This window comes from Microbacterium sp. NPDC089189 (assembly GCF_040685095.1).
Lineage (GTDB): Bacteria > Actinomycetota > Actinomycetes > Actinomycetales > Microbacteriaceae > Microbacterium.
In genome coordinates, this window is sequence record NZ_JBFBHG010000005.1 from 1 (window position 1) to 23,385 (window position 23,385).

A 23,385-nucleotide genomic window follows, 5' to 3' on the forward strand; every position below is an offset into this window, starting at 1 on the left:
AATTCAAAACGTCCGTGCATGTTTTCGCCACCCGCAAATAGATTTGGTGTTGGTATCCCCAGATAAGAGATTTTTGAGCCATCTGTCCCACCACGGGTTAAACCCACCGTCTCGGCGCGAAAGTGCTGTCTCGCGGGTCCGGCCGGCCGGCCGGCCGGCGGGCGGGGTCAGGCGAGGGCGTCGACGATGGGGCGGAACTTGACGCGGGTTTCGAGCAGCTCGGCCTCGGGGTCGCTGGCGGCGACGATGCCGGCGCCGGCGTAGGCGGTGAGCGGCACGGTCCCCGCCGCATCGGGGGCGTCGAACTGGGCGCACCGCAGCGCGATGGCCCACTCGCCGTCGCCGGCGGCGTCGATCCAGCCGACGGGTCCGGCGTAGCGCCCGCGGTCGAACGGCTCCAACCGGGCGATCGTCGCGATGGCCGCGGCAGTGGGGGTGCCGGCGACGGCGGCGGTGGGATGCAGCGCCGCCACGAGGTCCAGGGCGGATGCGGCATCCGCGAGCCGGCCCTCGACATCCGTCGCCAGGTGCCACACGTTCGGCAGCTTCAGCGTGAAGGGCTGCTCGCTCGAGCGCAGCGCACTCGTGTGGGAGCGCAGGGATTCGAGCACGCTGCGCACCGCGAACTGGTGCTCGTCCTGGTCCTTGGTGCTGGTGGCGAGCGCGAGGGATGCGGCGGCATCCGCATCCGGGTCGGCGCCGCGCGCCGCGGTGCCCGCGAGGACGCGCGCGGTGACCGTGCCGTCCTCGACGGTGACGAGCGTCTCGGGGCTCGCGCCGATCAGCCCGTCGACCGCGAACGCCCAGGTGTCGGGGTAGCCTGAGGCGAGGGAGCGCACGAGTCGCCTGAGATCCGATCCCGCGGGCACCGTGCCGGCGAGGTCGCGCGCGAGGACCACCTTGCTCACGGCGCCGGTCGAGATCGTGGCGATCGCCTCGCGCACCGACCCGACGTAGTCGGCGGGGGCCTGGGCGCCCGGGCCGAGCGTCGCCGACCAGTGCGGGCCGTACGCGGTGGGTGCGGGTCGAGGCGCCGGTTCGTCGGCCGTGCGCACCGTGGTGAGCCAGGAGCGCCCGTCGCGCCGGCCGATGATGGACGCGGGCACCGTGATGCTGCTGGGGCGTGACGACGCGCGGTCGAACGTGAGGGCGCCGAAACCGACCAGGCCCGTGCCGGGGATGCCGACCGTGTCATCGACCTCGGCGGTGGCGGCGAGGTCGCGCCAGCGCTCGGCCAGGCTCTCGTCCCAGCCGTCGCTGTGCAGGGCCACCGCCGCGCCGATGCCGACCATGCCCTCCCCGCGGCGCTGCCACACCAGCGGGTGGGCGGCGCTGGCGAAGGTCAGCAGATCGTCGACGGGGTCGATCTCACGCGTCTCGACGAGCAGTCGAGGGGAGGCGGATCGGGTCACCAGACAAGCCTAGACTCGCTGGCGTGATCGAAGGCCCGCCCTCCGCCGTGCGTCCGCTGCCCGGCACGCCCGTGACGTTCCGCTGGCGCAAGTGGGATGGGGCGCCGCACTGGGTGCACGAGGGCGTCTTCCTCGGCAGCGACGAGTGGGGCGACTGGATCGGTCAGCGCGACGGCGAGCTCTCGGCGCGTCCGGGGCGTCAGATCCGCGCCGACGGCCCCAACGTGACGCTCGTGCCGCCGAGCGGCGACTACGCCTGCACGGTCAACGCGACGCATCCCCGTATCCGCATCTACATCGATCTGGCGTGGGATGTGCGGTGGTCGGAGACCGAGCGCGCCGTTATCGAGGGCATCGACATGGATCTGGATGTCGTGCGCGCGCTCGACGAGCGCGGTCTCTTCATCGACGACCGCGACGAGTGGGACGAGCACCGCGTGCGGTACGGGTACCCGGCGCCGGTCGTCACGCACCTGGAGAGCCTCGCCGTCGATCTGGAACGCCGCGTCGGCGCGGATGAGGCGCCGTTCGACGACGCGACCGCCGCGCGGTGGCTGCGGGAACTGGCATCCCACCCCACCCCGCATCGCCCGTAGCCTCGCCTAGGCTGAGGGGGTGAGCGAACAATCCCACCGGGCCGACCTGGGCAAGGACCCGAAGCGCGTGAGCGGCATGTTCGACGAGGTCGCGGCCGGCTACGACCGGACCAACACCGTGCTGAGCCTCGGCAACGACCGGCTCTGGCGCATCGCGGCGACCCGCGCGATCGCGCCGCGCGCCGGTCAGCGCATCCTCGACCTCGCCGCCGGCACCGCGGCGAGCTCCGTCGCCCTGGCCCGGAGCGGCGCCGAGATCGTCGCCGCCGACTTCTCGCCCGGGATGATCGCCGAGGGCAAGCGCCGGCACGGCCACATCCCGAACCTCTCGTTCGTCGAGGCCGACGCCACGGCACTGCCGTTCGGTGACGCCGAGTTCGACACCGTGACGATCTCGTTCGGTCTGCGAAACGTCAACGACCCGCACGCGGCCCTGGCCGAGATGCGCCGGGTGACCAAGCCCGGCGGGCGCCTGGTCATCAGCGAGTTCTCGACGCCCCCGCATCCGCTGTTCGCGGGTCTCTACGGCTTCTACAACAACCGCGTGCTGCCCGTCGTCGCCCGCGGCGTGAGCTCGAACGCGGACGCCTACGACTACCTCAACGAGTCGATCCGCGACTGGCCCGACCAGCGCACGCTGAGCCAGTGGATCCGCGACGCGGGCTGGGTGGATGTGGCCCACCGCGACCTGACGTTCGGCATCGTGGCGCTCCACCGCGCCCGCGCGCCGCGCGCCTGAGAAGACTCCGGTATCAGAACCGGCGCCCGCCGGAACGGGTGGGGTGCTCCGCAGGTAGGCTGAGGGGGTGACACGCAGTCCCTCCGCCCCCGGCGCGCACCTCGCGAGCAGACTCGGTCTCACGGAGCGTGTCTTCGCGGGACCGTCGTCGCGGCGGCTGCTGAAGACCGTCGAAGACGGCCTCGACCGCGTCGAGACCCACTTGGGCGAAGAGCTCCACTCCACCGACGCGATCGCGGATGCGACCAGCCGGTACCTCTACGAGGCGGGCGGCAAGCGGGTGCGGCCGATGCTGACGGTGCTCATCTCGCAGCTCGGCGACGGTGCGACCGACGAGGTCATCGACGCCGCATCGGCCCTCGAACTCACCCACCTCGGTTCGCTCTATCACGACGATGTGATGGATGGCGCGGACGTGCGCCGTGGCGTTCCCGCCGCGCAGTCGGTGTGGGGGAACAACATCGCCATCCTCACCGGCGACCTGCTCTTCTCGCGGGCCAGCCAGATCATGGCGCGGTTGGGGGAGCGCGCGACCAAGCTCCAGGCCGACACGTTCGAGCGCCTGGTGCTCGGGCAGATGCACGAGACGGTCGGTCCGGGCGAGGGTGACGACCGCGTCGCGTTCTACCTACAGGTGCTCGCCGACAAGACCGGCTCGCTCATCGCCGCGGCCGCCCAGGCCGGTGTGCTGTTCTCCCACGCCCCGCTCGAGTTCGAGCAGCCCGTCCTCGAGTTCGGCGAGAAGGTCGGCGTGGCGTTCCAGCTGCTCGACGACGTCATCGACCTCTCGGCCGACGCGGATGAGACGGGCAAGGTTCCCGGAACCGACCTCCGCGCCGGCGTGCCGACCATGCCGTACCTGTTGCTGGCGCGTCGCGAAGACGCCGCATCCGCCGAGCTGCTCGGCCGGATCGACGGCGGCGTCGCCCTGATCGCGGACGGCGCCGATCCGGCGCTGCTCGACGGGCCGCTCGCGGAGCTGCGCGAGCATGCCGCCACGGCGCAGACCCTCGACCTCGCCCACGAATGGGCGGACGATGCCGTCGCGGCTCTCGCTCCGCTGCCCCGGGGCCCGGTGCGAGAAGCGCTGACGCGATTCGCGGACGCGGTCACCAACCGCTCCCGCTGATCCTCCCGCACGGCCGGGCCTGCACAGCGCCCGCTGCCCCTTCGAAAGGACACCCATGACCAAGCTGAGGCTGGCGATCGTCGGCGCGGGTCCCGCGGGCATCTATGCCGCTGACATCCTGCTGAAGGCCGAACGCGCCTTCGATGTGTCGATCGACCTGTTCGAGCAGCTCCCGGCGCCGTACGGCCTGGTGCGGTACGGCGTCGCCCCCGACCACCCGCGCATCAAGGGCGTCGTGTCGGCGCTGCGCGACGTGCTCGACCGCGGCGACATCCGGCTCTTCGGCAACGTGCGCTTCGGCGTCGACATCACCCTCGACGACCTCAAGAAGCACTACAACGCCGTCATCTTCTCGACGGGCGCGATCCGCGACACCGAGCTCGCCATCCCGGGCATCGAGGCGCAGTCCTCGTTCGGTGCGGCCGACTTCGTCAGCTGGTTCGACGGACACCCGGATGTGGCGCGCACCTGGCCGCTCGACGCCGAGTCCGTCGCGGTCATCGGCAACGGCAACGTGGCCCTCGACGTCGCGCGCATCCTCGCCAAGCACGCCGAGGACCTGCTTCCCACCGAGATCCCCGACAACGTGCACGCGGGACTCGTGGCCTCCGAGATCCGCGACGTGCACGTGTTCGGCCGGCGGGGTCCCGCCCAGGTCAAGTTCACGCCGCTCGAGCTGCGGGAGCTCGGCGAGCTGCGCGATGTCGACATGGTCGTCTACGACGAGGACTTCGACTACGACGAGGCGTCGCTGGCGGCGATCGCCAGCAACAAGCAGGTCAAAGTCATCGACCGCATCCTGCAGGAGTGGCGCACCCGCCCGGGCGTGAACAACGCCGGCGGGGAGGCGTCGCGGCGCCTGCACATGCACTTCTGGGCCAAGCCCGTCGAGGTCAAGAAGGACGCCGACGGACGCGTCGCGGCCATCGTGTACGAGCGCACCCGCCCCGACGGCGAGGGCGGTGTCGCCGGAACGGGCGAGCTGCGCGAGGTGCCGATCCAGCAGCTGTACCGTGCTGTCGGCTACTTCGGCTCGCCGCTGCCGGGCGTGCCGTTCGACGACCGCCACGGCGTCATCCCGAACCAGGAGGGCCAGGTCCTGCACCCCGACTCGAACGAGATCGTGCCCGGCGTCTACGCCACGGGGTGGATCAAGCGGGGGCCCGTCGGGCTCATCGGGCACACGAAGTCCGACGCGATGGAGACCGTGCGCCACCTCATCAACGGGCAGGGCTCGTGGTGGCAGCCCGAGGACCCGTCGGACGAGGCGGTTCCGGCGCTGCTGGCCGAGCGCGGCGTGCGGTGGACGGATCTCGACGGATGGCACCGGCTCGACGAGCACGAGGTGAGCCTAGGCGCCGCGCAGGAGCGCGCGCGCATCAAGGTCGTCCCGCGGGACGAGATGGTGGCGATCTCGCGCGGCGAGTGATCCCTCGAAGCGGATGACGCCCGACGCTAGGCTGGCGGCATGACCGAGTGGACCCCCGACATCCTGGGGTCCGGGTTCATGCAGCGCACCCTGCCGCTGAAGACGCCCGGAGACCACGGGCCTCTCGTGGCGACGATCGTGCGGCATCCGCCCGATCCGTTCACGGCATGGGCGAAGCCGCTGCGCGATGTCGACGTGCTCTACGTGCACGGATGGTCGGACTACTTCTTCCAGACCGAGCTGGCCGACTTCTGGACCGGGCTCGGAGCCCGGTTCCACGCGCTCGATCTGCACCGCTACGGGCGGAGCCTGCGCCCGGGCGAAGTGCCCGGCTACGTCGACTCGCTGCACGACTACGACGAGGACATCGAGGCGGCGCTGTCGGCCATGGGGCACGGCCCGCACCGGCGGCTCCTGCTTCTCGGTCACTCGACCGGCGGGCTCGTGCTGACCCTGTGGGCGGCGCGGAACCCCGGCGTCGCCGACGCCCTCGTACTCAACAGCCCGTGGCTGGAGTTCCAGGCCGGCGCGCTGGGGCGTCAGGCCATCGCGCCCATCGTCAACGCCCGCGCGCGCGTGCAGCCCCGCGGCCAGCAGCCGGTCGTCGACCTCGGGTTCTACACGCGGGCACAGACGGAGCTCGGCTCGATCCCCACCGAGGGCTACCGCACGGACTGGCGGCCGCCGCAGGGGTTCGCGACGCATCCGGGGTGGTTGAGCGCCATCCTCAGCGGGCACGCGACCGTCGCGGCCGGCGTCGACGTGGGCTGCCCCGTCCTCGTGCTCATCTCGAACCGGTCGAGCTCGCCCATCCGCTGGTCGGCAGACATGACGGCGACGGATTCGGTGCTCGTCGTCGACGACATCGCCCGCGCGGCGCTGCGCATCGGGCGCCTGGTCACGGTGGCGCGTATCGAGGGCGCGATCCACGACGTGTTCCTCTCGGCGCCGGAGGCGCGCCAGGCCTCGTACGACGTGGTGCGCGACTGGAGCATCGGCCGCTTCCGCTGAGCTGCGCGCCGCGGCGGACGGCGGACGGCGGGCGTTTAGGACGTCCGAAATGCTGACAATCGCGGCGTCGAGTTGAGTTCGGTTTCCCGAATTCGCCAGGCTGGAACACGAGCGCGACGCCCGTCGAGGTGACCCGCTCTCCCGGTGGCCGTTGCAGCCCGCCTGCGCTCGGACGCATCCGTCCGAGTCCCGCTCTCCGCGGCTGTGACCGGCCGTTCTCGAAGGACGTCGCCATGCCGCTCTGGACTCTGCTCGCGCTCGCGGGAGGTGTGTCCGCCGACGCGTTCGCGGTGGCCCTCGGCAAGGGTCTGCAGGTGCGCCGCGCCGTGTGGCGCAGCGCCTTCGTCATCGCCACGGCGTTCGGACTCGCGCAGGCCGTCATGCCGCTCATCGGGTACCTGCTGGGCAGTGCGTTCGCCGAGGCGATCGCCCCGTTCGACCACTGGATCGCGTTCGGGCTGCTCGGCGCCGTCGGCGTCAAGATGCTGTGGGAGGCCCTCACCCCCGACAAGCCCGAGGATGCCGCGTCGGATCGGGGGCTGTCGATGCGCGAGATCGTGCTGCTCGCCGTCGCGACGTCGATCGACGCGCTCGCCGTGGGTCTGAGCTTCGCGTTCCTGCAGGTGGATGTGTGGGTCGCCGTCGCGGTGATCGGCCTCGTGACCTTCGCGCTCTCGTTCGTCGCGGTGCTGATCGGTCACCGGGTCGGCACCCGGTTCCGCCGCCCCGCGGAGGTCATCGGCGGCCTCGTGCTGCTGGCGATCGGCACCCAGATCCTGATCGAGCACCTCGGTCACTGAGCGGCGGTCGCCGCCCGTCGCAGCAACGAAAAAGCCCCTCCCGGAGGAGGGGCTCACGCGACGTATGAGGTCACGTCCTCACGTCGATTCGAATGACCCGAACACCCGGTCGACGCGGTACCGCTACGACCCAGCGTGTCACGTCCCGCGCCGCCGGACGGACTAGATGAGACGAGTCTCATCCGATGTTCACCGCGGCATGCGTCCGCCCGTCTCAGCGGCAGTTGATGAATCGCGGCCTGGTGGATGGGGGTCGTTGGGGGATACCGACGACTGCGGAAATACGCGGATGTACTTGTGGCTGATGATGGGGGATCGGGGGGTCGAACGCGATTCTTGCGGACTCTCCGCGGACTCGCTCAAGGACGGTCCGGAATTTCGCGCACCACGTGAGTCAGATGACTCAACCCCCCCCGAATGGGGACTTTACCCCGGTCCGGGGGAGAAGCGCCGGCATCCGGCACGCGGCCAGCGCCCCTGACTTTTCGCCAGAATTGGCGAGAAGTCAGGGGCTGGTCGGTGCGGCATCATCCGCGGACGTCCGGCAACCCGGTCAGAAATGACCGCGTCGTCAATCCTCTCTGCCAGGGAGCTAGCAATCTTTTTCCCGAACCGCTTACCGCTGACGTTCGTCCGCTGCGGGGCACTCCACCTCCTCGATCGCCATTCCCGCATCGATCGCCTCAGCTGCGATGTCGCGACTCTTCGGCACCGCCGACCCGTTCCGCTCGGTGGTGTTCCGGGGAACACCACCGAAGCGCGTCGCGGCCTGGCGTTCGGCAGCGGCCGGCTTCTCCATCTCTTCGATCGCCATACCCAGCGCCGCGGCTTCCGAGGTGAGCATCGGCTTGCGTGCGGTGTTCTCATCGCGCTCGGCGACGAGTGCGTCCCGCGCGTCGGCAATGTCGAGGACCGTCGTGGAACCTGTGGTCCCGGGACCACAGGTTCATATTTCGAACGCAGGAGCCCGATGCCAAGTCGGCAGACATACGCACACCCCTCACACACGCGCGGGTGCTACGTTGGCTCTATGGTCGTTATTGGGCGTGGTGAAGGCGAAGTGCTGCACAACTCGGGAGCTGCGCAGCTACCTGAGCAGCATGACACGCGCTACGCCGACACGGAGACGGTTCTCCGGCTCGCGTCGGATATCGCTGCCAGCAACGCGGAGTTGATGCGTCGCCTCGCGTGACGTTCTACTATCTCAAAGCGGACGACATCCGCATCATCAACCTCGCATACTGCGGGGACGGTGCTGGTGTGCGCGACGAGAACGGTTTCATGGGAATCGTTGAGCGGCCGCAGGGTACTTTTCTCGGAGTGGACCTGTTTCCGAACGTCTACCAGAAGGCAGCGGCGTACCTCCATGGGTTCGCAACGACGCAGTTTTTCCACGATGGGAACAAGCGCACGGGCTTCCTCTCCGCGACCGTGTTCCTGCGCATTCACGACCACATATGGGTCGGCCCGGACGTCGATGCCGCGGAGGGGTTCTTGCTGGACGTCGCGGCAAACAAGCATGACGAGCACGAAGTAGCCGTGTGGCTTAAGCACTTCTGTGTGTCTCAGCCGCCGAAGCGTCCCGAGTTTCTCACGTAGTCTCGTACAACGGTCTTGATGCGGCGGGTAGGTTGCCCCACCCATACCGGCTGCCGCCGCCATCTCTCGAGGCCGAGCGATGGATAGCTCCGGGTCCCGGGATCCGGAGCTATCAATCCCCTTCCCGAACCTCTTCCCGGCGTCCCGCTGACCGTTCGTGAGCTGCGGGACGCTCCATCTCCTCGATAGCCATGCCGAGAGCGGTAGCTTCGGAGGGGAGCATCGGCTTGCGGGCCGTGTTCTCGTCCCGCTCAGCGATCAACGCGTCCCGGGCGTCGGCGATGTCACGCGCGACTCGGGCGGGGATCTCCGCACGGCCGAGCGACCGTCTCCCCCCGGTGATTAAGGGGCTGTTCGGGGTGAGCGAGTTTTTTGGCTCCTTAGCTGTCGGCCGGATTTATCGGGTACTCGAACGAGGGGCAACTTCGCCATCGCGTCCGAGATTGCATCGTCCTTGACTCGCACGTACTTCTGCACCGTCTGGTGGTCGGAGTGCCGAAGCGCCGCGGCCACGATGACCGTTGAGGCGCCGCTGTCGATCATCTCTGTGGCGAACCAGGCGCGCATCTGGTGGGGGCGGTGCGCGAGGCCGGCGCGTTTGAAAGCGGTGGAGAGGACGTTGGAGACGTTCGCTGCGGTGACGTGCATGCCTTCACGGGTGGGGGAGGGGAACAGCCACCCGTCGGCGCCGCGCCACCGCTCAAGCTGCTCCCACACCACGGGGTGGATGGGGCGCCAGACTTCCTTGCCGGCCTTCCCGTTGACGGACAGGATTCGGCCGCGTTTCCAGTCGATCGAGGCGGCGGAGACGGCGGCGATCTCCGCCGCTCTGAACCCCTGGTACGAGTACAGCAGCACCCACAGTCGGGTGCGCCGGTAGATGCCTGAAGCGAGGATGTGCTCGATGTCCTCGGTGGTGACGGGGTTCGCTTCCATCTTCGGCACCCGCACGCGGGGGAGCCGAACGGCAGGGTTGTCGATGCGGAACTCTTCCTCCTGCATCCAGGTGAAGAATCCGTGCATTGTTGATTTGAACCCGGCGCGGGTGGACGCCGCGATCCCAGGGCGTCCGAGGTCACGGATTAGATCGCTACGGCTGACGGTCAGCAGTGTTCTGTCGGTCCGGCGGAGCATGGCGCGGATTGCGTACACCCGTTCCCGGATACTCTTCTGCGTCGATCCGGATGCGTACTGAAACGCCGTCCAGTACTCGATGTAGGTGTCGTCTGTCATCAGTCCGGTTGCCACCTGCTCTGGACTCGCGGGATCGTCCCGCATCCCAGACATCTGGGGTGGCTGTGCGACGAGCATGTCAACTCTCATGGTTGCGGCTCCTAATGGTCGGGTGCGTGGCGGTAGTTAGGCTCCGCGCGTGTAGCGCTTGAGGTAATCAACGATCACGTCAGTGAGCGTCTTTCCCTCAGCTTCGGCCTTCTGCATCGCCTTCGCTTTGAGCTCGAGTGGGATACGGAAGTTGGAGACGGGCGTCTTTGGCTTGTTAGGGGACACGGCGCCCATCTTTACAGATGTCTTTACGCATGCTGTTCATGCATGCCTCCCGGTCAAGCCGTTGGGTGTCTTTACACCCAACTTATCAGGTGTAAAGACAGATGTAAAGATGGCGCTCGATACTCGGAAGAGTGAGGTGAGGGCGATCTGCTCTGAGGGGCCGGAGGGTGGGGCGCGAGTCGAGGGTTAGAAGACGACACAGCTGGCTCCGTGCTTCTCCATGCCGGTCTCAGCGGCGCGCCTACTCGTGGGGGGGGCTTGGCAGGGGTGCTGGCTTCGGCGCTTGCATCCGATTCTGCGTTGGGCTGTTGACGACTACTCTGAGGAACGCCTACCGTGCACCGTGTCGCACTTGGGGGAGTGATGAGCAATCGTGCAGCAGAGCCGGAAATCTCGAGTCGAGCGTGGCGGCGTCTAATCCAGGACTTCTGGGCGAACAAGATCTCACGGTTGCTGGCCGTCGCGATCGTCGTTCTGTTGATAGCGCTCGTCAGTATGGTCGGTGTCAACGCCGTCAACTACAACGAGGCAATCGTTGCGCAGAATCAGCGCGACACACTGCAGTCCTCGGCGGCGGCGCTCAACTCCGACATCGTGGATCTGGAAGCCGAGGTTGAGCGCTACAAGCCAGCGTGGATCGATTCGCAGCGCGTTGAAGCACGGACGAAGGCGTTAGAGATCCGCTCCGCCGACGTCGCCCAGATGGAGGCCGACATGGTGACCGCGACAGCGGAGCTCGACGCGCGCGAAGGCTCTCTGAAAGCTCGGGAGGACGCCATCGCAGCGTTAGCGAACAGCACGGACTGGTGGATTGAACAGATTCGAGAGTGCCTCGCTCGACCGGGCTCGTACCGCATGGCATCAGCTACTGAAGGTGCCCTCGGCCGCGACGTCAGCTGTATGTCGGGCTGACAACGTCTGAACCCGCCTGCACACTGGGCTGCATGGCCCTCCACCCGATGACGCAGCTCAGCGTCGAAATCGGCGCGCACTGCGGCCGAGGCAAGTACTCCACCGACCCTGCCATGCACGCGGCTGTCGTCGACGACCTGCGGCGTCTCGCCGGCGTGCACACTGGGCCCCTTCACGAAGAGGTCGGTCGATGGGTCGGGTACTACGGCGACGAGTACACCCAGGCGCGGACGTCCGCACTGCTCGACGCATTCCCGGGAGCCGTCGCGCACGTCGCCACCGGGATCGAACGACGCAACGCGGGTAAGCACAAGACATACGAGACGAATCTCCCACCCGGCGGCTATCGCTGACTTGTGAACTTCGACACGCCGACCTAGGCGACTTGACAAGGCCTGTACTGTGTAGATCATGACCGCTGTGGACGAAGTCTCGGCCCTCACGCAGTCGATTGGGGAGCACGCTGTGCAGGCCATCGGCCGTAAGCACCTGAGCGCGTTGTCCGTCGTCGTGAACCCGATCGACATGACTGCACGTATTGCTGTTTCGCTTCGAGACAGCAACGCGAAAGAGCAGGCCCGCGCGTTTGAGAAGTTCTTTGACGTGCAGGACTTGTTCTTCGACGATGTGAGCATGACGCTCGTGCTCGGCGTGGACGGAAACGATCTGCCCAGCGCGGTGCCAGTAGGCAGCCAGCAGTTCTCGTTTGCATGAGCCCGGTGCCCGTCGCCCGTGATGTGCAGACGCACCTTGAGCGATCCGTCGTGCACATGGAGACTGGCGATCGACTGAAAGCTGCCGACGATGAGTGGTTCGCGGTCTGCTACTTCTACTCCGCATATCACTTGGTGAAGGCGGCGATGCACGCGGACCCGATTTTCGATGACATTTCGCGCTGCAGCGGTGTACATCCACTGTTGTCGGTAGATAGCCGCTACGTCGAGCACCACTCGGGCGGCAAGGGTGAGAACGGACGATCGCTCGGCATGAACGAGATCGTCATGAAGCTATACCGCTCCATCCGCGTCCCGTACCACCGCCTTCACACTGCGAGCATCGCCGTTCGCTATCAGGGTGGCCTGGCACCGATCTCACCAATCACCGTCGCCGACGACTTCACTGTGGTGCGCGAGGAGTACCTCGCCAACAACATCGTCGCGCCCGCCTGAACGTCGAAACGCCCCGGCGTTACCTCCGATGAGGGACGCGTGGAGATTGCTTAGGGGCGTCTGGGGTGCGAGGCGCTCGACCCCGATCTCAGCCCGTTGTAAGTACCATCGCAGCAAGATCGACTGGGGGAAGTCAGCGCAGATTGTTAGCGGTTGGACCATAGTCCTTCTTGGGCCATCGGTGATGGCCCCCACGTGGTGGCGGGCCGACGGTTTGTCGACGGCGGAGGAATGGCAGGCGTTTGCGGCGCTTCTAACGTTGTTGGTGGCCGCGGTGGCCGCGATCATCGCTATCCTGCAGATTCGGCAGGGTGCTCGGCAGCTGGCGTTGTCGGCGGAGGCAAATGCGCGCGCTGCCGACGCTGCAGAATCTGAAGCGGGGAAGCATCGGGCACGGCCACCGTCGGGGCCGGCGTTGGGGGAACGCCGGGTCCAGGTGTCCCATCGGGGACAGGTGTCAAGTTTTTGACACCTGCGAAGCTCGGCCTTACGTCTCGGTGTACTTCGACCTTCGGGTGACGGCGAACGGTGATCCCAAAAATCCGCGCGGGCGGAGGGTCATTTTCGTCATCGTGGAGAGCACAGGTCGTACGCCCGCTCGAGACATTTCGCTTACGGTCAATCCAGCGTTTGAGACGAGCGGAGAGGGGCGGCCCGTGGGTGAGGATGACCCAGCGATGCTGGCCCTGCGGCACATGTTCTCTGGCGAACCGGTGATTGGGATGCTGACGCCGGGGCAGCGTTTAGAGTACATCCTGGACTTCACCTCGCAGGTGATCCGGTCCGGCGGAAGTCTGCGGCAGCGCTACGACGTGGTCGCCACCTACAAGGACGCAACAGCGAAGCGCTCCTACTCAGAGCCGCACATCCTCGATCTAAAGCCATGGTCGTTCGCAATAGCCGAAGCGAAGCCCATGGATGTGATCGCCCGCCAAATCCGACGGGTGAACGAGAACCTAGAGAAGGCCGTAGGGCGAGACTCCTCGGGCAACCGCTGAGCTCAAGCGCGGCTCGGCTGGCATGACGCGAAGGCTCTAACAAATGTTGGCCTCCTTCGCGGCAAACGAGCTCATCGCATATCTGGTGTCGGAATAATCAGAGAATCGATGCCATCGCACGGTCTGACTGCTTCCGTTCGTCACGAGAGTCGCGAACAGATCGCCGCCAATTGGCACCCCTCCCTCGTCCTTTCGATGGACGTTCTCGTCGCGAAGGCGCTCGGCGAGTGCGATCGTCTCTTCGCGTCCCTCGGGGCGTTCGAATGTGAGTCCGGGAGGCGCGGGCTTGGCGCCGAACTGGGAGCCTTCGAATCGCTCAGGTTCGAAGTTGTTCTGGGATCTGTAAATGTACCGGACGAGCTTGTGCGAACCGGTGGGGAACCCGAAGTGATAGATCGTGGTTCGTCCGAGTGGCCCGTTCTCTTTGGCGAGGTGGGCTGAGATCGCCCGCAGCGCGGCGGGCGCATGGTCGTTGAGTCCCTCGATATCCTCCGGGCTGAACGATTCGGAGAGGACGTTCCGCCACGTGAGCGCGACGTTCGCGGTTCCTGTGGCGGCGATGGCCATGTTCATCTGGGGGAGTGTCCACACTTTGTGCTGAAACATCGTCGGCTTGTCGTCGTGGTCGACGACGAGAGTGTCGGTGATGAGGAGGACGTCGGTCTCGGTCTGGTCAAAGAGCAGGATGCTCATCGCGTCATTTCCAGTTCGCGTTTGTCGGCGGCGCCGATGATGGTTCTGGGGTTTGACGGCGGGTTTGTGTTCATCAGCACCTCGGGCCCGTCGGGGGTGAAGATCGGCTGTCGGGTGGCTATGAGGTTCGCTCGCCACTGAGCGACTCGAGCGTGTCCGCCGGCTGCTTGGACTTCGTTGGCGGTGAGGACGTGTTCTCCGTTGGAGAGCATGGCGGGGACGCGGTCGTCCTGCGGGCCGCCTGGTCCGTACACCGGCCCGCCTGAAGCGCGGCGGATGCCGAACTGGTTGGCGAGCTGTTCGTCGCTGACCGGGTTCCCGTTGGGCATCTGGACGTTGATGCGGACGGTCTTGTCCTGCAGGCCCGCGATGACACCGGCGAGTCGGTTCACGCGATCCTGTGCCTCGTTGGTTTCCGCGATCACCTTCCATTCGGTCTGGGTAGGGATCCGGTAGATCTGGTCGGCGAGGCGGGTGGCTTCGTCGGCGTTGTACCCCATCTGCTGTGCACGGTCGATGAGCGCTTGCCGTCCGGCTTCGAGGGTCGCCTTGTAGGCGTCGGTGTTGCCGTCGAGCGCGAACTGGGCTTCCGCCGCTTTCTGTGACTGTTCGGCGAGGGTGTTGAGCATGCCCAGGTTGTCGCGGCCCGCCTCGGTGCTCGTGTCGAGAGTGAGCGCATAGCCCTCTACGCCGGCCGCGGCATTACGGATCTGCTGATCAACGTTCGCGAGAGCGTCTTCATAGGCCAGGTTCGCGCTGATCGCGTCTTGACCGACGCCGTTGGCCTCGTTGATTTTGCTGATCAGTTGGTCGAGGGAAGACGTGAGCTCGTCCGCTCCCGATGCTGCCTGCAGGTAGGCGTCCGCGGCCGTCTGGGAAGAGTCGGAGCTCTGCTTGTCGGCCTTCTGCTTGAGTCGTGCGACCTCGATCGCTTCTTCGAGGGACCCGGCCTCCCCCTTCACCTGCTCCGAGATGATGGCCGCCGCGTTCGCGTACTCGAGGCTGCCGTCCTCGCCTGCTTTGAGCTGCGCGTCGAGTTCGCGCATCGCGGTGAGGTTCCCGATGGCGGCCTCGGTGACGAGGTCGAGGCTCACGCCGATTTTCTCGGCGTTGGACAGCGCGGACCCGTTGTCGATGAACCAGAACCCATCCTTGGCCGACAGGTTCTCTTTCGCGAGCTCACGGGTGGCGCGGGTGACGCGGAGCGTGCCGTCCTCGAGGGTCTGCGAGTACGCTTCGGCGTTCGCGCGGGCCTCGGCTTGCTCTCGCGCGAGCTCACCGACGATCAGGAACAGTCCGCCAAGGGCAGCACCGGCGATGCCGGCGGTGAGGGAGAGACCTTTCGCGCTGAGGCCGAGAGTGCGCATCGCCTCCCGGGTCTCATGGATCTTCGGGATTGTGAGGAGCGCCGTACCGCCGAAGAGGCCGAGTGCCGCCGTGGCGCCGCCGACAGCGAGAACACCGGTCTGCACCGGTTCCGGGAGATCGTTGTACACATCGACGAGCCCAGTGACGGTCTGGACGAGTGCGCGGAGCGAGTCGTTCGCGGCGGATCCGGTCTGGATCAGCGCCGTGTCCATTGCGCCGGAGAGCGCTTCGAGGTCACCCTTGAGGTTGTCGAGGCGTCGGCGGGCAGTGTCAGCGGCGTATCCGCTGTCGTCGACCGCGGCCGTCCACTCGTCGACACCGTCCGCGCCGGCCCGGTAGAGGGCTGTGGCAGCGGTGACGCTCTCGCGCCCGAAGATGATGCCCATCGACGCGTCACGCGATGCGCCGTTCATCGTGGAGTACGCGTTGGAGAGCTGCCCGGCGGCGTTCTCGAGCCCGAGGAACGTCCCTCGGGAGTCGTACAGCGTGAGCCCGAGACGTTCGATCTCACCCCGGGCCTGCGCGGACGGTGACGTCAGCGATGCAAGCACGCCTCGGAGGGACGTGCCTGCCTGCTCGCCGATGATGCCCTGCTGGGCGAACAACGCCAGAACACCCGCTGTCTCCTCGAGCGAAACGCCCATCGACGCCGCGACAGGCCCCACGAACTTGAGCCCATTAGCGAGGTCCTCCACCGAGCCCATCGCCTTGCCGGCGCCGGCAGCGAGAACATCGGCGACGTGGGAGGCCTGGTCGCCCGAGAGCCCGAACTGGTTCAACGCTGTGGAAGTGATCTCCGCCGCGCGTGCCACACCGAGCTCCCCCGCGGCAGCAAGATCGAGCGAACCAGCAAGAGCCCCCGCGAGGATGTCAGCAGTCGAGACGCCCGCCTTCGAGAGTTCTTCGATCGCGCCTGCAGCCTCCGTCGCCGAGAACACGGTCGAGGCGCCGGCTTCGATCGCCGCATTCCGCAACAGCGCCATGTTCTGGGAGGTCTCGTGAGTGGCGGCGTTAACGGCGCTCATCGCCTCATCGAAATCGGCGAACTTCTTCACCGCCACAGCGACCCCGGCGCCGATCAGCGCGCCCATTCCGACGCCAGAGGCGCCGACCTGGTTCATCGCCTCACGAACCTGTGCAAGCTTGGCGCCCTCAGTTCCCACCGATCGAGTCGACTGTGCGGCCTCCGCCATGCCCTTCTTGTACTCGTCGACCTTCGCCGAGAGCCGGACCGAAACGACACGCTCAGCCATGAACAGCGCTCTCCTTCTTCTTCACGGCCGCGAGGAGGCGTTTGCGCGGCTCGAGCTCGTGCAAACCCCAAAGCGCGACGCCCAAGTCGGCGAAAGAGCTCGCAGGCAAGAGCGCCAGCACATCGAGCCACTCTTCGGAGGAGGGGAGCTGACCATCGATCGTGACGTGATCAACGGGGTACCGCCTCAGGAGGGCGCCCGGGTCGAATCCGCATTTCGCGTCTTCGACGTTGTGCGGGCGGGCGGGGCAGTAGGCGACCAGATCGTTCCATTCGGAGCCCGCGACTTCGGTCAGCACAATGCTCGAGGCTTCATCGCCGATCTGCACGTCGACCACGAACGTCTCGGGTTGCCGAGCTTTCGCCCGCTTGATCGCATCTTGAATGCTCATCTGCTTCCTTCCGGTGGTGTCAGTTCGGGTGCCGCATTGTGGAAAAAACGAGGAGGGAGCAGCTGGCTAGCCCCGGAGACCCGGCTGAGCGGGTCGGGGGGTGACCTCTGCCACCCCCTCACCGCATGAACCAGTCGCCGCCGCTGCCCATGAGATCGGAGACGAACGCACGCACCTCTTCGTTGCCCGTCGGCGTGACTGTCACGTGGCCCTCCTTGCGGGCGATGTTGCCGCCGGTGCTGCGCTGTTGACTCAGGGCAGCGAGTCGTCGCGCTTGTGCGGTGAGTCCTTCGGCGTCGGTGGCGGTCATCAGGACGTCGCGATCCTCGGTGGAGACGCCGTGGCTGCTGGCAATGGTCACGCGTAGGTTCTCGAGGCGGGTGTGGGTGATCTCCTGCTCCAACTCCGCGGCGCGAGCATGTGCGTGTACCGCCTCTTCAGCTCGTGCCTTGAGGTCCTCGTAGTCGGCGTGCTGTTCTCGCTGCTCGCGGAGAGCGTCTCGTACTCGGGCGTCTAGGTCGGCCTGCGTGTACTGGCGGCTGGCGTGGGCCGCAGCTACCGTCGCAGGCGAGGGGGGCTGCGGCTCGTTCTCGGGCATCGGTGTGCGCCGTTCGCTCAGCGTCCGAAGATGGCGTAGGCCATCGTCCGCTGGAATGATTCGCTCTTGAAGTCCCCGAGCCAGTTCAGTTCTCGCACCACGTCCTTGAGCGTGGGGTGCTCGGTGATGAAGGCGTTCTTGACGTCGGGCCAGTGGGCTTCGGTTGCGCGACGGAAGACTGCGTGGGCGAGGCTGGTGTCGCCCTGTCGCATCGCACGCTCGATCATCACGAGAGCCTGCGCCTGGTCCTTGAGCTGGTCTGCGCGGTCCTGCGCGTCGCGGAACGCGATGATGTCGGTCGAGGTACCGCCCGCTCGCGACTCGAGCTGGGACTGCAGGTCGCTGATCTTCTTCTTGACCAAGGTCATCTCCTTCTCGCGGAGATCCTTCGCCAGCGGAAGGTAGTGGTTGTAAGACCTGTCGCGCTCGGCTGCCTTGCCGGCATCGCTGAGCTCGGGGTTGCTGTTGATGTCGCGGGTCTCGCGGGCATGCGCGTCCCTGAGCTGGCTAGCCCGCTCGCGGAGAGCTTCGACCTCGGACTTGAAGATTTCGAGTGACATGTCAGTGCTTCTTTCTGCGGCGGATGTACGTGGTGGCGGCGTCTGCGTCGATGGCCCAGGGGCCGCCGGATCGGTGTTGTGTCGCGGGTAGGGTTCCTTCTTTGCAGTCGAGCCGGACTGTGCGTTCGGCGATCCCGGCTGCTCTCGCGACCTGTTGAGTTGTCCACCTCTCACGTTCCTCCGATGCCGCGCTTTGCCGCGTCTGAGTGCCGCGCTCGGCAATCTCGAGCAGCCCCACCCGGTAGAACTTCACGAGGACGTCGTACAGAGCCGTGTTTCCAGACCGGTGCTTCACCCGGAGCGCGTCTAGCCGGGCCGCCTGCCAGAGCATGCGCGCCTCACCAGCAGTGATGACCAGCACAGGCTCGTCGGGCAGGTAGCTCACGCCGCGTTCACCGCCCGTGCCGACCGAGACCGATGGGATCGTTCACTGGACATGTACGGGTTCCGAAGACGGGGGCAAAACCCCGGAACCCGTACAGGGCTTTTTTGCCATCCCCGGCGGTCCGGCTCAGCCTTGGCTCGAGAGGAGGTCCCCCGGGGTGGTGACCAGCGGGGCGCAGGAGGGTCTGTGCGGGAAAGGTGACCTCGCTCGCCTCCTTCGTTCCTCGCGCGGCGGTGACGTTGACGTCCACACTGGTCACGGTTCTCACTCCGACGGCTGCTTCGCCAGATCGGCTTCGTAGTAGCCGAGCGTGAGACGGAGGGTGGTGTTGGTGCGGGAGTTGAACAGGGCTCGGTCCTCAGGGCGGTCGGAGTCGCGGAGTGCGATGAGTCTGTCGAGTCCGGGGTTGCGCTGGAACCTCATCGGGTTGCCTTCCGGGTGCGGGTCTTGATGGCTGGCCGCATGAGGTCGTCGGTGCGGCGGGGTGCGTCTGCGCTCAGGACGGGGAGGCCTGTGCCGTCGTGACCGCGGTGGGCGCCGCAGTCGAGGCAGTGGATCGTCGTCACTCCGTAGCCGGGGTCGCCCGGGCGGAGGTACTGGGAGTGATCGGTAAGCTCGATGCGTTTGGCGGGGCAGTTCAGGTGGTGCTCGAGGTAGGTGCGAGCGCTCTCGGCGACGCTCGCCCACTGGTTGTCTTCTGCGTGGTCGAGTACCTGTTCTGCGGACGGACGGTCTCCGAGTCGTAGGGCTTTCTCGAGCAGGTGGATCGCTTCGGCTTCGGTCTCGATACTGGTGGTGTCGACCATGGGGTGGTCCTTTCAGGTTCTACGGTGCCCGGCGATGTACGCGCGGGCTGCGGTGTCGGGTACGGACCAGGCGTGCCCTGATCTGGTGGCTTTGAGCTCGTTGTTGTGGATGTCGTTCCTGACGGTTCGGGCTGCTCGACGGGATGCTTTCGCGATCTGTTCGACCGTCCAGTGACTACGTTCCTCGCTTGCCGGGATTTGCCGGGGCTCGTGGCCGGGAACGGCATAGACCGCGAACGCGCTGTGACCGATCTCGGTGAGCAAGCGGTACAGCAAGTCGTCCCCTCGGCGGTGCCTGTCGCGCACCTCGGACATATTCGTTGCCTCCCAGATCACGCGTAGCTCGGCATTCGTGAAGAAGCGGCCGGGCTGGTCGATCCGGGAGCTCATCACCTAGCTCGCTGGGCGCATTCGACGACGTCGCGTGCACGGAATCGACTCGAGACCGGGACGAGCTCTCCGCTGCTCACCCACTCCCGGATCGTTCGCACGGAGACCCCGGCCCACTCCGCGGCCTCGACGTACGTCAGCCAGACCGTGAGCATCATGATCTGGCCCCGGGCATCGTGCGTTCCACGGTCGCGCGCCATGCTGGTGAGCCGGGAGCAATGGCGCCATCGTCGCGCAGACCGCACCCGCACCAGCCGGAGACCTGGTCGAACATGTGGCTGCAGACAGGTGGGGCTTGTGGCGCCGGCAGCGGGGAGACTGCGCGGGCTGCTGTCGCGAGTCCACCGCCGAGGTCTGCGTACGCGGCGCTGATGCTCATGCTGATCTCCTCAAGTGCTCGGTCAAGTCATCGGGGTGGATTTCGCAGTGAAGGCATCCGCCAGCGGACACGGCGACGTGACCGTCTCGGGCGCAGTCGTGAGCAGCGGGACGGGCTCCCTTCCGGCCCGTTCGTTCACCCCCATCCCTGTCCCTGACCCTTAGGGGTCGGGACGGGATGGGTGGGGATGGGTGGGGTGGGGATGGGGGTGTGTCACTCATGGCGTCCGTGACGCTGTTGGTGACGGCGTCACTCACCGCGTTTATGCCGATGACGGTGACGGCCTTACAGCGGCGTCCGTCACACAACGAGTGATCCCCGGCAGCGTGCAGATCTCGTCGTTCTCGGTAGCGCTTTTGGCGTTCAGCGTGTGCCTTCTGACGGTCGCGGACTTGCTCGCTCGAGTCCTGTTCCGACCAGTCCAGGACGACGTTCTCTCCGTCTCGCGCCCACATGCCGGATGCGACGAGCTCGTTCGTCAGGGCGCCCGGGTCGCCGTCCGTGAGCCTGCGAAGCGCGCGAAACGGTACACGTCCGTCGCTGAGTACACGGTTGCTGTAGAGCACCGCTGACACGTGGAGACGGAACGCGGCGTCAGAGAGCGCCATCACCTCGGGGCGGTCGGTGAACTCGTCAGAAAACCGGGACCATGTCACGGGTCGGTGCCTCCCATCCGTTCGTCGAGGTCGGCGGGAAGCCACCCGGGCCGTACATCGTCGGGGTGCACCCGCTCATGGCCTAGGACTCCATGATTCGGCGCGCATCCAGGAGCGCCTCTGTGAGTGGTCGAAGGGATAAGAGGTGAAGATCGATGTCGATGACTTTGCCGTCCACTTCGATCACGAGATTCGGTTCGCTGTCTGAGACCACCGTCCCGACTGGACCATGGCTCGAAGGGTCGGAGTCCGATGTGACGATGACGACCGTCTGCTCCCACCAGACCCTGAGCGGAACAGCGCCGATGGGAGCTGATTGGTAGCGGATCCGTGCGTCGGGCCAATCCACGAGATACATACGCACGCTCGACGCCCAGCCGGGGGTCGGGAGCGGCGGGTTGAATGTCTCCGAGAATGCTGAGTCGAAGTACGCGTGCCCCAGTTCTTCACTGAGACCGCAGGTGATGTACTCCGCGATGCGCGCCGGCGTCAGAGCGTAGGCGCCCGATTGAGCCAAGACGTCTGCGCGCGGGTCGTCGACCGACTCGATCGGCCTGCCGTAGACCGTGCGCAGATCTGCGAGGCCGCGGCACCATTCGTTCACGCTGGTGGTGACCAGCGGTTCACTAGTCATTCGACGAAGCCAGACTCGATGAAGGCGTCGAGATCCTCGGGCTTTACGACCACGCGTCCCCCGACCTTCCCGGTCTTCAAACGCTTCGTCGCGATGAGCCAGCGGACTGACGCTTCGGAGCGGCGCAACTCGCGCGCGACCTCTTCGACGAACAAAAGCCGCGGCCGTGCGGCTGGAGCGATGCTTTCTGTCATGAGAAGACCTTTCCTTTAACGAGGATACCTGCGTAATAAGGAAGGTAATGGAGACTGCGTTGTTAGTCAACTAGGCTTGCAACATGGCAGACCGGCAACGCGGCAACGACATTGGACCGATAGGTCGCCGTTTGGGTGATCAGGTACGCCGAGTTCGAGATGAGCTCGAGATCACGCAGGCAGAGCTTTCTCAGCGGCTCGGCTCGCTCGGTCGCGCCATCCCGACGGCGAGCATCGGCCGTATGGAGTCGGGACAGCGAAAGATCGACATCGACGACTTGATGGCGATTGCCTATGCGCTGGACGTGTCCCCACTAGCGCTGCTGCTCCCATTCACAGAAGCGCCCTCCGACACAGTCCGGCCAGCGGGTGTCGGCCGAGAGATGGATTCGATCGCGGCGTGGGAGTGGGCTCTCGGTGTCGCGCCACACTCGTACGAAAGCGGAAACCGTGACAGCCAGATGGCGCAGTGGAGCCAATTCAGATCGAGGTCGCGTCCATGGTGGCTCTCCGTCGATGCGTCCCTCAACGAGCGCCTCATAGCGGAACTGCGCAGGCTGCCGGCCTTCTCGTCCGAATTGGCGGAGCAACCCGACCCGCTCTATGAAGGGCAGTCGGATACGAATCCCGAGTGGTACAGAAAGGCCACGGATGGCCAGCATCAAGCAGAGACCTGATGGTGTTTGGCGTGCCCGTTACCGCGACGCGGACGGCCGCGAGCATGCGAAACACTTCCCGCTGAAGCGGGATGCTCAGCGATGGATCGATGAGGTCACTACGTCGGTCGTCACCGGCCAGTACGTGGACCCGCGCGCCGGGTCGATCACCTGGGACGAGTGGGTACGCACGTGGTCGGAACGGCAGTCATGGACCGCTGGAACGATCGATGCAATGCGGACCGCAGCGCAAAGCGTTCCATGGCGGACACTGTCAATCTCGAAGGTGAAGCCGTCGAACGTCCAGGCATGGGTGACTGCCGAAGCGAAGCGCGGTCTTGCGGCTTCAACCATCCGGACCCGTCTTAACTATGTACAGATGGCATTCCGTGCGGCGGTGCTCGACCGAGTCATCGCATCGAGTCCCGCGGTCGGAGCTAAGCCGCCACGTGCTCGCAAGGCAGAGGCCACCATGCAGATTCTCAGCGCCGAGCAGGTCGCGGCGGTGCTCGTGGCAGCGGGTGACTTCCGGGCGTTCGTCGAGGTGTGCGTGTTTGCGGGGCTCCGTCTCGGTGAGGCTGCCGGCCTGCAGGTGGGCGACGTCAACTTCCTCGGTCGCTCAATCGACGTGAGACGTCAGGTGCAGGGCTCGACGATCAAGAGTGCGACGCTCGTGCCACCCAAGTACGGCAGTGAGCGGACGATCTATGTACCGAGCCAACTCATGGCCACGCTTTCGGCGCATGTCGCGACCGAGGCGTTGAGCGGGCCGGGGGAGCAGCTCTTCGTAACGCCACTCGGTCGCCTCTGGCAGAGAAACAACGCGGGCGAGGAGTGGCGCCGCATCCGCAAGGAGGTTGGCCTGCCTGAAGGGATCACGTTGCACGCGCTGCGGCACACATTCGCGTCGAACCTCATCGCGTCAGGGTGCGACGTCGTGACGGTGCAGCGCGCGCTCGGCCACTCGCAACCGTCGATCACGCTCAACGTCTATAGCCACCTCTGGCCCTCTGCCGAGGATAAGACGCGTAGTGCGACCGCGGATTTCATGGCCGCCGTCGCCGGTCCTGCGGACTCTGTGCGGACTGAAGCAGCAAAACCCCAGGTCAGGGGCTAGCC

At 66.3% G+C, this 23,385-nt stretch carries 29 protein-coding genes; 14 read left to right on the top strand and 15 right to left on the bottom strand.

The genetic code is table 11. The annotated features are described in order from the left end of the window. Positions 1-167: 167 nt before the first annotated feature. Positions 168-1,412: an isochorismate synthase gene (locus tag AB0N73_RS03970; protein ID WP_363560603.1), complete on the bottom strand. Its 1,245-nt coding sequence runs from the start codon at positions 1,410-1,412 to the stop codon at positions 168-170. A gap of 23 nt (positions 1,413-1,435) precedes the next feature. Between AB0N73_RS03970 and AB0N73_RS03975 the strand changes: the two genes are divergently transcribed. The 6 genes from AB0N73_RS03975 (at position 1,436) to AB0N73_RS04000 (ending at position 7,116) form a co-directional block, all read left to right on the top strand. Further along, a complete protein-coding gene (locus tag AB0N73_RS03975; protein WP_363560605.1) occupies positions 1,436-2,008 on the top strand; it encodes a DUF402 domain-containing protein in 573 nt (190 codons plus the stop codon). 19 nt (positions 2,009-2,027) lie between these two features. Next, a complete protein-coding gene (locus AB0N73_RS03980) occupies positions 2,028-2,747 on the top strand; it encodes a class I SAM-dependent methyltransferase (protein WP_363560607.1) in 720 nt (239 codons plus the stop codon). A gap of 67 nt (positions 2,748-2,814) precedes the next feature. Further along, positions 2,815-3,876: a polyprenyl synthetase family protein gene (locus tag AB0N73_RS03985; RefSeq protein WP_363560609.1), complete on the top strand. Its 1,062-nt coding sequence runs from the start codon at positions 2,815-2,817 to the stop codon at positions 3,874-3,876. A gap of 55 nt (positions 3,877-3,931) precedes the next feature. Continuing rightward, on the top strand, positions 3,932-5,305 hold the full coding sequence (locus AB0N73_RS03990) for an FAD-dependent oxidoreductase (protein ID WP_363560611.1): 1,374 nt from the start codon (positions 3,932-3,934) through the stop codon (positions 5,303-5,305). A 39-nt stretch (positions 5,306-5,344) separates the two neighbouring features. Next, the gene (locus tag AB0N73_RS03995) at positions 5,345-6,316 is read left to right on the top strand and encodes an alpha/beta hydrolase (RefSeq protein ID WP_363560613.1); all 972 of its coding nucleotides are present in this window, start codon (positions 5,345-5,347) and stop codon (positions 6,314-6,316) included. Positions 6,317-6,549: 233 nt separating this feature from the next. Beyond that, positions 6,550-7,116, top strand: coding sequence for a manganese efflux pump MntP family protein (locus tag AB0N73_RS04000; RefSeq protein WP_363560615.1), 567 nt, complete (start codon positions 6,550-6,552; stop codon positions 7,114-7,116). Between the two features lie 616 nt (positions 7,117-7,732). On the opposite strand, the gene AB0N73_RS04005 is transcribed toward AB0N73_RS04000, so the two are convergent. Continuing rightward, positions 7,733-7,960 carry a hypothetical protein gene (locus AB0N73_RS04005; RefSeq protein ID WP_363560617.1) on the bottom strand — a complete coding sequence of 76 codons (228 nt, stop codon included), beginning with the start codon at positions 7,958-7,960 and terminating at the stop codon, positions 7,733-7,735. 344 nt (positions 7,961-8,304) lie between these two features. On the opposite strand from AB0N73_RS04005, the gene AB0N73_RS04010 reads away from it, so the two are divergent. Beyond that, complete coding sequence (locus AB0N73_RS04010; protein WP_363560619.1) at positions 8,305-8,715, top strand: Fic family protein; 411 nt, start codon at positions 8,305-8,307, stop codon at positions 8,713-8,715. Positions 8,716-9,057: 342 nt separating this feature from the next. Here AB0N73_RS04010 and AB0N73_RS04015 read toward each other — a convergent pair whose 3' ends face one another. Then, complete coding sequence (locus tag AB0N73_RS04015; RefSeq protein ID WP_363560621.1) at positions 9,058-10,026, bottom strand: tyrosine-type recombinase/integrase; 969 nt, start codon at positions 10,024-10,026, stop codon at positions 9,058-9,060. 561 nt (positions 10,027-10,587) lie between these two features. Between AB0N73_RS04015 and AB0N73_RS04020 the strand changes: the two genes are divergently transcribed. The 5 genes from AB0N73_RS04020 (at position 10,588) to AB0N73_RS04040 (ending at position 13,303) form a co-directional block, all read left to right on the top strand. Next, positions 10,588-11,136, top strand: a complete 549-nt coding sequence (locus AB0N73_RS04020) for a hypothetical protein (RefSeq protein WP_363560623.1) — start codon at positions 10,588-10,590, stop codon at positions 11,134-11,136. A 32-nt stretch (positions 11,137-11,168) separates the two neighbouring features. Continuing rightward, positions 11,169-11,489: a hypothetical protein gene (locus tag AB0N73_RS04025; protein WP_363560625.1), complete on the top strand. Its 321-nt coding sequence runs from the start codon at positions 11,169-11,171 to the stop codon at positions 11,487-11,489. A 58-nt stretch (positions 11,490-11,547) separates the two neighbouring features. After that, the gene (locus AB0N73_RS04030; RefSeq protein WP_363560627.1) at positions 11,548-11,850 is read left to right on the top strand and encodes a hypothetical protein; all 303 of its coding nucleotides are present in this window, start codon (positions 11,548-11,550) and stop codon (positions 11,848-11,850) included. A 5-nt stretch (positions 11,851-11,855) separates the two neighbouring features. Beyond that, positions 11,856-12,305, top strand: a complete 450-nt coding sequence (locus AB0N73_RS04035) for a hypothetical protein (RefSeq protein WP_363560629.1) — start codon at positions 11,856-11,858, stop codon at positions 12,303-12,305. Positions 12,306-12,961: 656 nt separating this feature from the next. Next, positions 12,962-13,303 carry a hypothetical protein gene (locus AB0N73_RS04040; RefSeq protein ID WP_363560631.1) on the top strand — a complete coding sequence of 114 codons (342 nt, stop codon included), beginning with the start codon at positions 12,962-12,964 and terminating at the stop codon, positions 13,301-13,303. 36 nt (positions 13,304-13,339) lie between these two features. Here AB0N73_RS04040 and AB0N73_RS04045 read toward each other — a convergent pair whose 3' ends face one another. The 12 genes from AB0N73_RS04045 to AB0N73_RS04100 form a co-directional block, all read right to left on the bottom strand. After that, the gene (locus AB0N73_RS04045) at positions 13,340-13,996 is read right to left on the bottom strand and encodes a hypothetical protein (protein WP_363560633.1); all 657 of its coding nucleotides are present in this window, start codon (positions 13,994-13,996) and stop codon (positions 13,340-13,342) included. Further along, positions 13,993-16,617 (bottom strand): phage tail tape measure protein, encoded by a 2,625-nt coding sequence (locus AB0N73_RS04050; RefSeq protein ID WP_363560635.1) that lies wholly within the window; start codon positions 16,615-16,617, stop codon positions 13,993-13,995. The genes AB0N73_RS04045 and AB0N73_RS04050 overlap by 4 nt, the downstream gene beginning before the upstream one ends. Beyond that, the gene (locus tag AB0N73_RS04055; RefSeq protein ID WP_363560637.1) at positions 16,610-17,008 is read right to left on the bottom strand and encodes a hypothetical protein; all 399 of its coding nucleotides are present in this window, start codon (positions 17,006-17,008) and stop codon (positions 16,610-16,612) included. The genes AB0N73_RS04050 and AB0N73_RS04055 overlap by 8 nt, the downstream gene beginning before the upstream one ends. Before the next feature lie 118 nt (positions 17,009-17,126). Further along, positions 17,127-17,606, bottom strand: coding sequence for a hypothetical protein (locus AB0N73_RS04060; RefSeq protein WP_363560639.1), 480 nt, complete (start codon positions 17,604-17,606; stop codon positions 17,127-17,129). A gap of 17 nt (positions 17,607-17,623) precedes the next feature. Next, positions 17,624-18,166, bottom strand: coding sequence for a hypothetical protein (locus tag AB0N73_RS04065; RefSeq protein ID WP_363560641.1), 543 nt, complete (start codon positions 18,164-18,166; stop codon positions 17,624-17,626). Between the two features lies 1 nt (position 18,167). Further along, positions 18,168-18,551, bottom strand: a complete 384-nt coding sequence (locus tag AB0N73_RS04070) for a hypothetical protein (protein WP_363560643.1) — start codon at positions 18,549-18,551, stop codon at positions 18,168-18,170. Between the two features lie 264 nt (positions 18,552-18,815). After that, positions 18,816-18,974, bottom strand: a complete 159-nt coding sequence (locus AB0N73_RS04075) for a hypothetical protein (RefSeq protein WP_363560645.1) — start codon at positions 18,972-18,974, stop codon at positions 18,816-18,818. Further along, on the bottom strand, positions 18,971-19,357 hold the full coding sequence (locus AB0N73_RS04080) for a hypothetical protein (RefSeq protein WP_363560647.1): 387 nt from the start codon (positions 19,355-19,357) through the stop codon (positions 18,971-18,973). The genes AB0N73_RS04075 and AB0N73_RS04080 overlap by 4 nt, the downstream gene beginning before the upstream one ends. 12 nt (positions 19,358-19,369) lie before the next feature. Further along, complete coding sequence (locus AB0N73_RS04085; RefSeq protein ID WP_363560649.1) at positions 19,370-19,747, bottom strand: hypothetical protein; 378 nt, start codon at positions 19,745-19,747, stop codon at positions 19,370-19,372. After that, entirely contained in the window at positions 19,747-19,947 is a 201-nt protein-coding gene (locus AB0N73_RS04090) for a helix-turn-helix domain-containing protein (protein ID WP_363560651.1), read from the bottom strand. Before AB0N73_RS04090 ends, AB0N73_RS04085 begins: the two co-directional genes overlap by 1 nt. 917 nt (positions 19,948-20,864) lie before the next feature. Beyond that, on the bottom strand, positions 20,865-21,416 hold the full coding sequence (locus tag AB0N73_RS04095; protein ID WP_363560653.1) for a hypothetical protein: 552 nt from the start codon (positions 21,414-21,416) through the stop codon (positions 20,865-20,867). Then, entirely contained in the window at positions 21,413-21,610 is a 198-nt protein-coding gene (locus AB0N73_RS04100) for a helix-turn-helix domain-containing protein (protein ID WP_363560655.1), read from the bottom strand. Before AB0N73_RS04100 ends, AB0N73_RS04095 begins: the two co-directional genes overlap by 4 nt. Positions 21,611-21,693: 83 nt before the next feature. Here AB0N73_RS04100 and AB0N73_RS04105 point away from each other — a divergent pair, with 83 nt between their 5' ends. Continuing rightward, positions 21,694-22,287, top strand: coding sequence for a helix-turn-helix transcriptional regulator (locus AB0N73_RS04105; protein WP_363560657.1), 594 nt, complete (start codon positions 21,694-21,696; stop codon positions 22,285-22,287). After that, entirely contained in the window at positions 22,262-23,383 is a 1,122-nt protein-coding gene (locus AB0N73_RS04110) for a site-specific integrase (RefSeq protein ID WP_363560659.1), read from the top strand. The genes AB0N73_RS04105 and AB0N73_RS04110 overlap by 26 nt, the downstream gene beginning before the upstream one ends. Positions 23,384-23,385: the final 2 nt, after the last annotated feature.